This window comes from Psychroflexus gondwanensis ACAM 44, from assembly GCF_000355905.1.
Classification (GTDB): domain Bacteria; phylum Bacteroidota; class Bacteroidia; order Flavobacteriales; family Flavobacteriaceae; genus Psychroflexus; species Psychroflexus gondwanensis.
Genome location: NZ_APLF01000009.1, coordinates 326733 through 339273 on the forward strand (window position 1 = coordinate 326733; position 12541 = coordinate 339273).

At 36.4% G+C, this 12541-nt stretch carries 13 protein-coding genes; 4 read left to right on the plus strand and 9 right to left on the minus strand.

The features are described 5' to 3' along the window. Positions 1 to 3: 3 nt before the first annotated feature. The 6 genes from PGOND44_RS10360 to PGOND44_RS10385 form a co-directional block, all read right to left on the minus strand. Positions 4 to 423: a YkvA family protein gene (locus PGOND44_RS10360; protein ID WP_003441208.1), complete on the minus strand. Its 420-nt coding sequence runs from the start codon at positions 421 to 423 to the stop codon at positions 4 to 6. Beyond that, positions 389 to 1459 (minus strand): AI-2E family transporter, encoded by a 1071-nt coding sequence (locus PGOND44_RS10365; RefSeq protein ID WP_003441211.1) that lies wholly within the window; start codon positions 1457 to 1459, stop codon positions 389 to 391. Before PGOND44_RS10365 ends, PGOND44_RS10360 begins: the two co-directional genes overlap by 35 nt. A gap of 2 nt (positions 1460 to 1461) precedes the next feature. Then, complete coding sequence (locus PGOND44_RS10370; RefSeq protein WP_003441213.1) at positions 1462 to 1887, minus strand: VOC family protein; 426 nt, start codon at positions 1885 to 1887, stop codon at positions 1462 to 1464. Positions 1888 to 1914: 27 nt separating this feature from the next. Continuing rightward, the gene (locus tag PGOND44_RS10375) at positions 1915 to 2619 is read right to left on the minus strand and encodes a pseudouridine synthase (RefSeq protein WP_003441219.1); all 705 of its coding nucleotides are present in this window, start codon (positions 2617 to 2619) and stop codon (positions 1915 to 1917) included. Continuing rightward, the gene (locus PGOND44_RS10380) at positions 2612 to 3412 is read right to left on the minus strand and encodes an alpha/beta fold hydrolase (protein WP_003441222.1); all 801 of its coding nucleotides are present in this window, start codon (positions 3410 to 3412) and stop codon (positions 2612 to 2614) included. Before PGOND44_RS10380 ends, PGOND44_RS10375 begins: the two co-directional genes overlap by 8 nt. Before the next feature lie 108 nt (positions 3413 to 3520). Next, a complete protein-coding gene (locus tag PGOND44_RS10385) occupies positions 3521 to 4081 on the minus strand; it encodes a hypothetical protein (RefSeq protein WP_003441225.1) in 561 nt (186 codons plus the stop codon). Positions 4082 to 4197: 116 nt separating this feature from the next. On the opposite strand from PGOND44_RS10385, the gene PGOND44_RS10390 reads away from it, so the two are divergent. Further along, positions 4198 to 4830, plus strand: a complete 633-nt coding sequence (locus tag PGOND44_RS10390; protein ID WP_003441228.1) for a 7-carboxy-7-deazaguanine synthase QueE — start codon at positions 4198 to 4200, stop codon at positions 4828 to 4830. Positions 4831 to 4942: 112 nt separating this feature from the next. Continuing rightward, a complete protein-coding gene (locus PGOND44_RS10395; protein ID WP_003441231.1) occupies positions 4943 to 6154 on the plus strand; it encodes a CHRD domain-containing protein in 1212 nt (403 codons plus the stop codon). A 47-nt stretch (positions 6155 to 6201) separates the two neighbouring features. Here PGOND44_RS10395 and PGOND44_RS10400 read toward each other — a convergent pair whose 3' ends face one another. Continuing rightward, entirely contained in the window at positions 6202 to 6741 is a 540-nt protein-coding gene (locus tag PGOND44_RS10400) for a pyridoxamine 5'-phosphate oxidase family protein (RefSeq protein ID WP_003441234.1), read from the minus strand. A gap of 72 nt (positions 6742 to 6813) precedes the next feature. Here PGOND44_RS10400 and guaA point away from each other — a divergent pair, with 72 nt between their 5' ends. Further along, on the plus strand, positions 6814 to 8343 hold the full coding sequence (gene guaA / locus PGOND44_RS10405; RefSeq protein WP_003441237.1) for a glutamine-hydrolyzing GMP synthase: 1530 nt from the start codon (positions 6814 to 6816) through the stop codon (positions 8341 to 8343). Then, positions 8343 to 10265 carry an amino acid ABC transporter substrate-binding protein gene (locus tag PGOND44_RS10410; protein WP_236611986.1) on the plus strand — a complete coding sequence of 641 codons (1923 nt, stop codon included), beginning with the start codon at positions 8343 to 8345 and terminating at the stop codon, positions 10263 to 10265. The genes guaA and PGOND44_RS10410 overlap by 1 nt, the downstream gene beginning before the upstream one ends. A gap of 19 nt (positions 10266 to 10284) precedes the next feature. On the opposite strand, the gene PGOND44_RS10415 is transcribed toward PGOND44_RS10410, so the two are convergent. Next, positions 10285 to 11235 (minus strand): NAD(P)H-dependent flavin oxidoreductase, encoded by a 951-nt coding sequence (locus PGOND44_RS10415; RefSeq protein WP_003441242.1) that lies wholly within the window; start codon positions 11233 to 11235, stop codon positions 10285 to 10287. Positions 11236 to 11246: 11 nt separating this feature from the next. After that, on the minus strand, positions 11247 to 12440 hold the full coding sequence (mnmA, locus tag PGOND44_RS10420; protein ID WP_003441245.1) for a tRNA 2-thiouridine(34) synthase MnmA: 1194 nt from the start codon (positions 12438 to 12440) through the stop codon (positions 11247 to 11249). Between the last annotated feature and the right edge of the window lie 101 nt (positions 12441 to 12541).

Sequence of the window (12541 nt, forward strand, 5' to 3'; positions counted from 1 at the left end):
CAACTAGGATGTAGTAGTGATCTCTTCGGATCCGGCTATTTTCCAATTCTCATAATCGATTAGGTCATCATTAATCAGCTTTAGGACAAAACTAAAAACTGTGATGTCATCCAGATATCCTAGAAAAGGGATAAAGTCGGGAACCAAATCCAAAGGGTTAATAATATAGAGAATAGTAAAAATCATTGCTGCTAAAGTCTTCCAAGGTGTTTCAGAATATTTCTTTTGCTTTACATCCTTTAGCATTTGGAACATCAGAATGATTTTATCTTTATACTTTTTCCAATTGGGATGATTAATTTTAGCAAACAATTGATCCTTTTTATCAAAGACAGTTTCAAAATCTGTATCTGAAACAGTTTCTATTCCTTCTTCAATAAAATTTTCGTCAACTTTCTTCTTTTTGTTTTCTGATGTTTTCATTTAATTTAATTTTTTTTTCTTTTTCAGATTCGAATTCACCGTATTCCTTCTTGTAAATCATAACGACCAGCAAGAATAAAGAGAGTAGTAAAGGTCCAAAAATTAATCCTATAAACCCAAATAAGGGCACTCCAATAATAACTCCTATTAAAGTAATGAGTGGGTGTTCGTTGGCCATTTTCTTAAGGACAAGTAGCCTAACGATATTATCTGAAGATCCTACAATCACAAAACCATAGAGCAAAACTCCAATAGCGGAGGCTGTTTCTCCTTGGTAGTATAATAATAAAGTTACTGGTATAAAACCAATTGCGGTACCAACAAATGGAATCATTGAACCAATTGTGGTGATGACGAACCAAAACATAGCTTCTGGAACTCCAAAAATCCAATATCCTATCAAGGAAATGATACCTTGAAAAAGAGCAACTAGAGGGATTCCAATGGCGTTTGCTTTTACTTTTTTCGCAGACTCTTTAGCGATGAGTTTTAGATTTTCTACATCAATAGGGATGTAGGTTTCCATAGATACCGTTAGCTTTTTCTGATTGAGTAGCATATAATACAATAAGAAATACATGATACTAATCGCGATAAAAACCTCAAAAGTTCCTCCAGCCAATCCTTGTAAATTATTGGATAACCAATCGGTTACGGCAGTACTGTCAATTTTCTCTCCAAGATTAACTCCAGAGATGGTTTCAATCTGAACCAACTGAGCTTTTGCGGCTTCAATAACTTTTTCTGAATTCTGGATAGCTTTGCTAACTTTGGAAGAAAGCATAAGTATAATTCCTAAGACAGGGACAAGAACTAAAATAAAAGAGGCGACCATCAATATGGTGACACTTAAGGTATGATTCCAGCCTCTATCGAGCATCCTTCTCATAAGACCTCTCAATAAAACATAAAAGGTAACTGCGCCTAATATTCCAGAGATATAGGGGAGAAGTTCTGCAAAAATAAGACCTCCTAAAGAAAGGATAATCAATAGGATGAAGAGCTGTCTTACGAGTCTTGGAGAGAGTTTATCCATTTTTATTTAGCAAAGATTTGATCCATATTTTTGAAGCTCTTAAATTCTAATGCATTTCCACTCGGGTCTTTAAAAAACATTGTAGCTTGCTCGCCTGGCTTTCCTTGGAATCTTATATAGGGTTTAATAATGAAGTCGATATTCATATTCTCTAGCCTCTTTGCGAACTCATGGAAATCATTCCATGGCAAAACAACACCGAAATGCGGTACTGGAACTTCATGCCCATCCACCATACTAAAGGCATTTGGATTAGGTTGATGGTTTTTATCTTCGTGGATAACAAATTGATGACCAAAAAAGTTATAATCCACCCAATGCGAATCGCTTCTGCCTTCTTTAAAGCTCAAGGTATTACTGTAAAATGACCTTGCTTTACTCAGATTATTTACGGGGACAGCAAGGTGGAAGGGGGTTAAAGAGGTCATGGTCATATCTTTTTGTAGTAATAACTACTATTTGTTTGTGTATAAATCCTTTATTTCTTCTTCAGTAAGGTTTCTATAGGTTCCTTTCTCTATGTCTAAAGTAATGTTTTTAATTCTAGTACGCTTCAGGGTTCTTACTCTATAGTCTAAAGCTTCACACATTCTTCTTATTTGACGGTTAAGACCTTGTGTCAACACAATTTTAAAACTCCTGTCGCCCAATTTCTCCACTTCACATCTTCTGGAGATGGTATCTAGAATTGGAACACCTTTTCTCATTTTTTCAATAAACTCATCCGTTATGGTTTTGTCAACAGTAACTAGATACTCCTTGTCATGAAAATGTCTTGCTCTGAGGATATGATTCACGATTTCACCATCATTTGTCATAAGGATGAGGCCTTCACTCATTTTGTCTAGTCGTCCTATGGGGAAAACTCGAGTAGGATAATCTACAAAATCGACAATATTGTTTTTTTCGACTTTAGAATTCGTAGTGCAAACTACGCCTTTAGGCTTATACACCGCTAGATATACTTTTTCTTCAGTCTCTTTTTCTACAAGTTTCCCATCCACATAAACTTTATCGCCAGGGTTAACCTTAGTCCCCATTTCTATATATTCACCGTTGATGGTGACTCTACCTTGCTCCATCAATTTGTCTGCTTCTCTTCTCGAACAGAAGCCAGCTTGACTTAAATATTTATTGATTCGAATAGACTCTTTATTCATGCGTGTTGGTTAAGAATTTTAAAATATCCTCTCGAATTTCATTTTTATTAAGCGAATGGCCAGCACCTTCTGTAATCTTAAGGATTGAGTCCTTTAAATTTTTATGAATTGATTTTGCGGCTTCAACTGGAGCTACTTTATCGTACTGATCATGAATAATTAAAGTGTCTTTTTGTACTCCTTTAGCAAATTCTGCAATAGAAAATTCACTAAAGTTATAATCAAATTTTTCTTTAAAGAAAGCTTCTAAAGCAGACATGAATTTATCGTTGAGGTTTAATATGCGTTTATAATCACTCATGATTTCACTCATCTCAGATGGAGCGCCAAGCAAAACCAGTTTCTCCACTTGAGGGCTCTGCTTTAAATATTGGTTAAAAACCACTGTCATGGCTCCTACGCTATGTCCAATAATAATTTCTGGTTGGTAAAGACTCAGCAATTGATCTAGGCATTTCGAATATAAAAGGACATTTAGTAACTTTCCTTCAGAATAACCATGTGCTGGAGCGTCGAAAGCAACTATATTAAAATCTTTTTTTTGAAGATCCTCAATAAGATCTTTCCATCTATGGGTGTTGCTGTCCCAGCCGTGAATAAGAATAACGGTTTTGCCATTACCTTTCCAATGGTAGGTTTGTATGGTTTTTGAATCATGCTCAATTGCGGTAGATTTGGCTTTATTCAAAAACACTTCCTGTTCGGGTCTTACTTTTCCTTTTCTTGGGGAAGAAAATAGTTTGTAGGCCTTCACTAAGGCTTTGTTTGGATTAACGAGATAGAGTGAACTCAACCGAAGCCCTATGATTTTTGGGAGATATTTGTTAACTATTTTCTTAGATGCTTTCATAAGCTTGGTCGGGGTAGTTGAAGGTGAACTTCAAAAATAAGACTTTATACTTTAGTCTAGATCCTTAAACTTCAACCAAAAGTACTTAATAGGAGCTTCGTCTGGAATTTGATTGGCTTCAATCTTAATTTCAGAATCGAACCTCAATTCACTTGGGAGATGCTTTTTATCGATGACGATATAGGCTCCAATTGCATTGATGCTTAAGATAACACTATTGATGCTATTCTGAATATTATCAATCTTATAATTTTTATAAATAACTTTAAAATTGCTATCAATACCTAGCCCTTTTTCTGTTTTATACCTGGAGTCTAAAATTTGAATTTCATCAATAGTGACTAATGTGTCATTTTTGAATTTTGGTTCTACAATTAAAGATACTTCCCCTTCGCTATCAAATATTTTGACTTCTTCTGTCTTTCCAAATCTAATTTCAATATCAAAATCAGCAATAGAGTCGGTTTCTAAAATAGTTTTTAAGTCTTTAATTTCTGTTTTTGGAGTGAGTTGGCCTAATTGATTCTTGTTAATAAGTGTTTTAGAGGTAGAACCATCGCAACTCTCTAGCAAAACTAGAAGTAAGCTTCCAAATAGAGATAAAAGTTTCATTTATATTTTTTTCAAAAATAAATAAAGTCTCGTACTTAATAAGATTTAGTATCATTTATTATGAGAAGACTTTTGTTATATTTTATTTCAAAAAAAGCTTTCAGTATCTTTGCGGCATGCAAAATGAAAAAATTGAAGATCTCGTTCAAAAAGGTGTAATGCTACCCCTTATGGAAGAGTTTTATACTATCCAGGGTGAAGGCTATCATACCGGGACAGCAGCTTACTTTATCCGAATAGGAGGATGCGACGTGGGTTGCCATTGGTGTGATGTGAAAGAGAGCTGGGATCCAGAACGTCATCCTCCCACTCAAATAGGATCTATTATCGAAAACGCTAAAAAATATAGTAACACTATCGTGATTACAGGTGGCGAACCTCTTACTTGGGATATGTCTATGCTCACCCAAGGCCTGAAAGATAACGGACTTAGCATCCATATAGAAACCTCTGGAGCTTACGATTTGACTGGGGTTTGGGATTGGATCTGTTTATCTCCCAAAAAAATAAAGTTACCTAAACCAGAAATTTATTCAAAAGTAGACGAGTTAAAGGTCATTATCTTTAATAAACACGATTTTAAATTTGCTGAAGAGCAAGCATCACAAGTAGGTGAAGACTGTGAACTTTTCCTCCAGCCAGAATGGAGTGTAAGGGAAAAAATGACTCCACAAATTGTAGAGTACGTCATGAATCACCCTCAATGGAGGATTTCATTACAAACGCATAAGTACTTGAATATTCCTTAAAAAAAACCTTAAAATGTTAATAGATACTAAATCTATATAGTTTTGGAAAGTTTTTAAAACCAAAAGTCTTTTTATTTCGTTAATATAGCTGAATAAACAAAATTATATAATTATGAAAAAAATGAAGACTTTAAGTCTGTTACTATTGGTAGGTTTTATTTTTACTGCGTGCAGTGAGGATGACAATGGAATAGGAAACCCAGGACCAGCTTTAGATTTTATATCTTATGATTTAGGTGAGAAATCTGATTCAGGTGTGAGCGGTGTTGCTACATTTAATGAGTTACAAGGTGGTGCAGTCCAATTGATTATTGAAGTTGTGGGCACTTCAGCAGGTAATATGCACCCAGCACACATCCACATGAACTCTGCTTTTGAAGGTGGTAGTATTATTGTTCCATTAGAAGATGTTGACGGAGCTACAGGGTTGAGCATTACTGAGTTCTCTAGTGACGTTGACGGTAATTCTATCAGTTTTGAAGATATAGAAGGGCTCGATGCTTATATCAATGTGCATCTAAGTGCTAATGCATTAGGTACTATTGTAGCTCAAGGTGATATCGGTGAAAATGACTTGACTGGTGAAGAAAAAAGTTATGACTTAGGTGAGAAAGATGTTGCTGGTATTAGTGGAACAGTTCTTTTTCAAGAAAGAGTTAATGGTTTTGCATTAGCTACAATTTCATTAGATGGGACTCCAGCTGATGGAACACATCCTGCTCATATTCACATGAATTCTGCTTTAGAAGGTGGAGGTATTATTTTTACTTTCAACCCAGTAAATGGGGCAACTGGAATGAGTGTTACGGATACAAGCGAAAGTGCTCAAACTGGCGAAGACCCACTTATTTACACCGATATTGTAGAAATAGATGCTTATGTAAATGTTCACCTTAGTGCTTCTGCCTTAGGAACTATTGTAGCTCAAGGTGACATAGGTGAAAACGGTCTAACAGGTGAAGAAAAAAGCTATGACTTAGATGAGAAAGATGCGCCAGGTATAAGCGGAACAGTTCTTTTTCAAGAAAGAGAAAATGGTGAAGCTTTAGCAACAATTAGCCTAGTGGGAACACCTGATGGTGGAGTTCATCCAGCTCACATTCACTCTGGAAATGCTGCAGTAGGTGGACCAGTTATTTTAACATTTACATCGGTAGATGGTACTACTGGAATGAGTCAATCTAACGTTGCTGAGCTTAATGATGGTACTGAATTTGGTTATGCAGATGTATTGGACGTAGATGGATATGTAAATGTTCACCTAAGCGCTACTCAAATACAAACTATTGTTGCACAAGGTGACATAGGAGCCAACGTCGAGTAGCCTTAAATAAAAATAATAAACTAAAAGCGGCCAATTGGCCGCTTTTTTTATGGGTTTAAATAGTGTCCTTCCCAATCATTAGATTTGTCAAACCTTGCTCTTATGTGGTTTGGTCTGTTTAATTGAAGGTATTCTAAGGTTTCTGGCACCAATTTTAAAATGCAAAAGTGATGTTCATCCTCTTTATAGTCTACGTGGTCTGGATTGTCTATGGGTGTTCCTGGGGCATGTTTGGTAATAAAATCTTTTTGTGATTTCCCTTGTACTCTACTCCAGTGGTCTTCATAAGCCTTACCAGATCTTACCAACTCCATTTGTCCCTCAACTTTAATCTGTAAAAGTTTTTTAGGATGGTAGAACAGTAAGCTCGCTTTTGAATTTTTTTCTAATTGCTCCACTTTATCACTTCTATTGTCTGTGTATATGATAAGGTCAAAATCATCTGTAGCATCTCTTAAAACGACCGTGCGTTGGGTGGGGGCACCATCTTCAATACTCGCTAAACTTACATACCTAAAGGGATGTTTTTTTTTGAGATATCCAAATCTAACTTCACTTTTTAAATCTTTTAAAATTTGGTCCAACATTTTTTTTGCTTAAAAGTAAAAAAATAGCAGCTAAACGGAAGCCAGTTTTATCTCAAATTTATACTTTTGCCTATGCAAAAAAATGTTCTTATTCTCGATTTTGGATCTCAATATACACAGCTCATCGCCAGGCGAGTTCGTGAGTTAAATATCTATTGTGAGATCCACCCCTTCAATAAATTACCAGAAGACTTGTCTGCTTTTAAAGCTGTTATACTTTCAGGAAGTCCTTTTTCCTGTAGAAACCCTGAAGCGCCTCAACCAGATTTGAGTCAGATTAAGGGAAAACTCCCGCTTCTGGGAGTTTGCTTTGGTGCTCAATTTATGGCACATAACTATGGCGGTGAAGTCGTAGGTTCTAATACCAGAGAATTTGGAAGGGCTAATCTGTCCTTTATAAAAGATAAAGAATTGCTTTTTGAAGGAATCCATGAGCAATCTCAAGTATGGATGTCTCACAGCGACAGCATCAAGTCCTTACCAGATCATTTTATAAGAATGGCAAGTACAAGCGACGTCCTTAATGCAGCCTACAGAATTGAAGGAGAAGACACTTTTGGAATTCAGTTTCATCCCGAGGTTTATCACTCTACAGATGGTGCACAACTCTTAGAAAACTTTTTAGTTCATATTGCTCAAGTTCCACAAACCTGGACTCCGTCTGCTTTTGTAGATATGACGGTAGCCGACTTGAAAGAAAAAATTGGAAATGATAAAGTGATCCTAGGCTTAAGTGGCGGAGTAGATTCTACAGTGGCAGCAACTTTGCTCCACAAAGCTATCGGTAAGAATCTACATTGCATCTTTGTGAATAACGGACTACTGAGGAAAAACGAATTCGACTCTGTTCTCGACCAGTATAAACACATGGGGTTAAACGTGAAAGGAGTCGATGCCACAGATCGATTTTTGGACGCTTTGCATGGTGTTTCAGACCCTGAGCAAAAAAGAAAGAAAATAGGAAATTCATTCATCGAGGTGTTTGATGATGAAGCATCCAAAATAAAGGACGCGACCTTTTTAGCTCAAGGAACTATCTATCCTGATGTCATTGAGTCTATTTCTGTCAATGGGCCTTCTGCAACTATAAAATCACATCACAACGTAGGGGGTTTACCGGATTTCATGAAATTGAAAATCGTTGAGCCTCTAAGAATGTTGTTTAAAGATGAAGTGAGACGGGTAGGAGCAGAAATGGGCATCGATCCAAAACTTCTCGGAAGACATCCTTTTCCTGGACCTGGTTTGGCCATTCGAATTTTAGGAGAGATTACTAAAGAAAAAGTAAGTATATTACAAGAAGTCGATGCTATTTTTATTGATGCGTTAAGAGAATGGCACTTGTATGACAAAGTTTGGCAGGCAGGAGCAATTTTGCTTCCTGTAGATTCCGTTGGAGTGATGGGAGACGAAAGAACTTACGAAAAAGTAGTCGCCTTAAGAGCTGTAGAATCCACCGATGGGATGACGGCAGATTGGGTAGATTTACCTTATAAGTTTCTCCAAAAAGTATCCAATCAGATAATAAATCGTGTTAAAGGCGTTAATAGAGTAGTGTACGACATTAGTTCTAAACCACCAGCAACCATAGAATGGGAATAATGAAAAGATTTATTTTAAGTAGTATTTTAGTGTTAGCCTTTGTTAACCTGAGTGCGCAAGACCTTAAAAGTTATACAGCAGAACAAGGCGAAACACTTCAGGAGGTGGCTTCAAAATTCCAGGTGGATTTATTGACCTTAAGAAAGTTGAATCCTTCCATAAGCGAACTTAGAGATATATCGAGACAACTTTTGGTAGTTCCTGCTCAGCCTAATTTTAGTTTGAATTCAACAGTGAAGTTGATTCCTTACGATGTAAGTCCTAAAGAGACACTTTATAGTATTTCAAAGACTTACAACTTAAAAGTCAAAGATTTAAAGACGTATAATCCATTTCTTTTTGAAAGGGAATTAGACTATAATGATATACTTAGGATCCCTGTATATGAACTTAAAGATAAAGATCTAGACATTAACCAGAGTATTAAAAACTCTAAGTTTAGTACTTTAATGCACCTTGTTTTGCCTAAAGAAACGAAGTATGGGATTTCCAGAAAATATGGGCTAAGTGTAGAACAATTAGAAGCGCTTAATCCCGGTATTGATGAAAAAGAAATCCAACCTGGGCAATTTGTGAAAATCCAGCGTCCTGTTGAAATTAAGAGCTCTCCAAGACCTAAAGATGAAAACTATGTTTACTTAAAGGTAGATCGTGAAAACTCTATTCAATCTATTTCTGAAAACTACGATGTGACAGAAAATGACTTGTTGGCTTCCAATCCTTCCCTAAAATTTGAAGGGATGAGTGAAGGTCTTATTCTAAAAATACCTCAAATAGATGAGGCCGAATTTTTGAAATATAAAAAATTCACTTTTGAAGATAAGCTTAGATATTTCGATACAAAATCTATTGCTGTGATGCTTCCCTTAAATTTAGAGCGAACGAAAATTGATAGTATCAGTTCGAGTTCCCTACTTAAGAATAGCAATCTGCTAAGAATTTCGCTGGATTTTTATGAAGGTATACAGATGGCTATCGATTCTGCATCTGCAAGGGGAATCTCTGTGAATATGGATGTTTACGACACTCGAAATGATCCCTCTTACGTTAGCCAACTTTTATCTGAGGATTTCAAAAAGTACCAGGCTGTAGTTGGTCCATTATTGGATCCAAGTCTTAAGAAAGTGACCAACTACCTATCGAGAAGTAACGTACCTGTTATTTCTCCACTGGTGAATCCAAAATTTGAATTTGACAATCTCTTTAGTACGCTTCCCAAAGACGAAGCAATGCAAGAATTGTTGATTACCTATATTCAAAAATCGTGGAATGATGAAAATCTGATTATTTTAACTGATAATATTTCAAAACCTATCCAGAGAAAATACACCTATACATTTCCAGAACTTAAAGTTGTGAATCAAGAAGATTCACAATACTTGCAAAAGATGGATATACAGCCTCATTTAGATTCTTCAAGAACCAATTGGTTTTTTCTGGAAACAGAAAACATAGGTATTGCTGAGTCAACCGTTTCTTTTTTGAAATCCTTTTCAAGAGAAGGATACGACATTAGGCTTTTTACGTCAAAACGAAACTCATTTTATGATGATGAAATTTCAAATTACTATCTCAGTGATCTCCAATTTACATTTCCATCTATTTCAAAATCTTATCTAGCAACGGCAGAGAGCCAAACATCCAATGCCTATTACGTTAAGCATGGTGTGTATCCAAACCGCTATGTGATGAGAGGTTATGATGTGATGATGGACTTGCTCTTAAGGTTGACTTATGCTAAAACTCTTCAATCTTCTACCGAAATACAAGGTTATACGGAGTATCTTGAGAATAAATTTAATTACACTAAAAATGAATTTAGTTTAGGCTACGAAAATGATGCGATTTATCTTATTCAGTATGGTAAAGATTTAAACATTGAAGCTATTGATTTGTCAAAATTCCTAAGAGCAGGCGAATAATTTGATAGAACCTCTAAAGCTAAAATTCAATTTGGCTAGCTTTAAGTTTTGCAGTCTCAAATTCAGCAATAAGATTTTCAACAATCATTTTAGCGGGTATAACCCTGTCTATCAATCCCGAGATTTGCCCAATTTCTAGCTCACCTTCTTGTAAATCGCCTTCAAACATACCTTGTTTTGCTCTGGCTCTTCCAAGTAGTTGCTTAAGGTCTTCTTTTGAAGGAGAGGTTTTATATAAACTTTCGATATCATCGTAAAATTTATTTTTTAAAAGCCTTACAGGGGCCAATTCTTTTAAAGTAAGCTTAGTATCGCCTTCTTGAGCTTTGAGGACTTCATTTTTGAAATTGATGTGAGATGAAGCTTCATCACTAGCCACAAAACGAGTTCCTACTTGCACAGCATCGGCGCCAAGAATCATCGCGGCTAACATGCCAGCTCCCGTAGCAATTCCTCCAGCCGCAATAAGCGGAATGTCCAAGTCTTTCTTAACCATGGGAAGTAACGTAAAGGTGGTGGTTTCTTCACGGCCATTATGACCTCCAGCTTCAAAACCTTCTGCAACTACAGCGTCTACCCCAGCTTCCTGAGATTTCAATGCAAACTTTACACTGCTTACTACATGAACCACTTTTATACCGTGAGACTTTAAATGAGCGGTCCATGTTTTTGGATTCCCTGCAGAAGTAAAAACGATAGGAACCTCCTCTTCTATAATGATTCCCATAATTTTATCCAAATCTGGGTATAACATAGGAACATTGACTGCAAATGGCAGTGAGGTTGCTTTCTTACATTTTTGAATATGCTCTCTTAAAATATCTGGATACATAGAGCCGGCCCCAATGATGCCAAGGCCGCCAGCCTTACTGACTTCACTTGCGAGTTTCCAGCCACTTGCCCAGATCATCCCAGCTTGAATTAGAGGGTATTTAATACCAAATAATGAAGTTATTCTATTTTGAGACATGAAAAAAAATATTATGCGATTACACCAGACCCTAACAGTTCGTCTTCGTGGTACCAGGCCACAAATTGACCTTCTGAAATGGCAGTCTGTTCATCTTCAAAAATAACATAAAGTTCGTCTTTCATCTGATAAAGCTTAGCTTTTTCCAAAGCTTGTCTATAACGGATTCTTGCCATCACCTCCATGGTATCGCCCTCTTTTAATTCTAGATCTTGTCTTATCCAATGCACTTCATCATTAGTCACCCATAGGCCTTTTTTATGAAGTCCAGGATGAGTTTTGCCTTGGCCAGTATATAAGATATTGTTTTTTACATCGGTATCTATAACAAAAAGCGGTTCTTTGGTACCTCCAATAGCTAAACCTTTCCGTTGACCCTTTGTAAAAAAATGAGCCCCATCATGAGTACCTAGAACTTTACCAAACTCAGGTTTCAAACTCAATTTTTTGCTATCCTTCTTAAGTTGAGTTATTAATTCTGAATTTGCTTTCGTTGACTTTTCTGCTTTAAAGACATCGTGAGAAGAATCAATTTCGATCACTTGGCCCTGTTTGGGTTGAAGCTTTTGCTGAAGAAAATCAGGTAACTTGACTTTACCAATAAAGCATAAACCCTGAGAGTCCTTTTTATCTGCGGTGATTAAATTCTGAGATTTAGCGATTTCTCTCACTTCAGATTTTTGAAGTTCTCCAACTGGAAAAAGTGTTTTAGCCAGCTGCTTTTGAGACACCTGACATAGAAAATAGGATTGATCTTTATTTGCATCTTTTCCTGCTAATAATCTATAAATGGGTTCACCATTTTTTTCAACCTTGTCTTTTCTGCAATAATGACCTGTAGCGACATAATCGGCTCCAAGAGAGGTCGCAATATCCATAAATACATCAAACTTTATCTCCCGGTTACAAAGTACATCTGGGTTGGGAGTTCGTCCTCTTTCGTATTCGGCGAACATATAGTCTACAATACGTTCTTTATACTGCTTGCTGAGGTCTACGGTTTGAAATGGGATTCCTAATTTTTCAGCAACCAACATGGCGTCGTTGCTGTCCTCAAGCCACGGGCATTCATCACTAATGGTCACAGAATCATCGTGCCAATTTTTCATAAATAAGCCTATAACTTCGTAGCCTTGTTCTTTGCATAAATAAGCAGCCACACTAGAATCTACACCACCACTTAAACCAACAACAACTCTTTTCATGACTCTCAAATTAAAGTGCAAAATTACGAAAGTTTATTTTGACTCAGTCAAAATAGCATTGTTAAGTTCTTCATATAAGATTCATTTTGTTTAATCTAAAT

What these genes read in the sequence shown, in the direction of transcription:
- PGOND44_RS10370 (WP_003441213.1), bottom strand. Translation starts at nt 1,887, where the DNA reads ATGACCTCTTTAACCCCCTTCCACCTTGCTGTCCCCGTAAATAATCTG.
- PGOND44_RS10415 (WP_003441242.1), bottom strand. Translation starts at nt 11,235, where the DNA reads ATGTCTCAAAATAGAATAACTTCATTATTTGGTATTAAATACCCTCTA.
- PGOND44_RS10360 (WP_003441208.1), bottom strand. Translation starts at nt 423, where the DNA reads ATGAAAACATCAGAAAACAAAAAGAAGAAAGTTGACGAAAATTTTATT.
- guaA (WP_003441237.1), top strand. Translation starts at nt 6,814, where the DNA reads ATGCAAAAAAATGTTCTTATTCTCGATTTTGGATCTCAATATACACAG.
- PGOND44_RS10400 (WP_003441234.1), bottom strand. Translation starts at nt 6,741, where the DNA reads ATGTTGGACCAAATTTTAAAAGATTTAAAAAGTGAAGTTAGATTTGGA.
- mnmA (WP_003441245.1), bottom strand. Translation starts at nt 12,440, where the DNA reads ATGAAAAGAGTTGTTGTTGGTTTAAGTGGTGGTGTAGATTCTAGTGTG.
- PGOND44_RS10390 (WP_003441228.1), top strand. Translation starts at nt 4,198, where the DNA reads ATGCAAAATGAAAAAATTGAAGATCTCGTTCAAAAAGGTGTAATGCTA.
- PGOND44_RS10385 (WP_003441225.1), bottom strand. Translation starts at nt 4,081, where the DNA reads ATGAAACTTTTATCTCTATTTGGAAGCTTACTTCTAGTTTTGCTAGAG.
- PGOND44_RS10410 (WP_236611986.1), top strand. Translation starts at nt 8,343, where the DNA reads ATGAAAAGATTTATTTTAAGTAGTATTTTAGTGTTAGCCTTTGTTAAC.
- PGOND44_RS10395 (WP_003441231.1), top strand. Translation starts at nt 4,943, where the DNA reads ATGAAAAAAATGAAGACTTTAAGTCTGTTACTATTGGTAGGTTTTATT.
- PGOND44_RS10375 (WP_003441219.1), bottom strand. Translation starts at nt 2,619, where the DNA reads ATGAATAAAGAGTCTATTCGAATCAATAAATATTTAAGTCAAGCTGGC.
- PGOND44_RS10365 (WP_003441211.1), bottom strand. Translation starts at nt 1,459, where the DNA reads ATGGATAAACTCTCTCCAAGACTCGTAAGACAGCTCTTCATCCTATTG.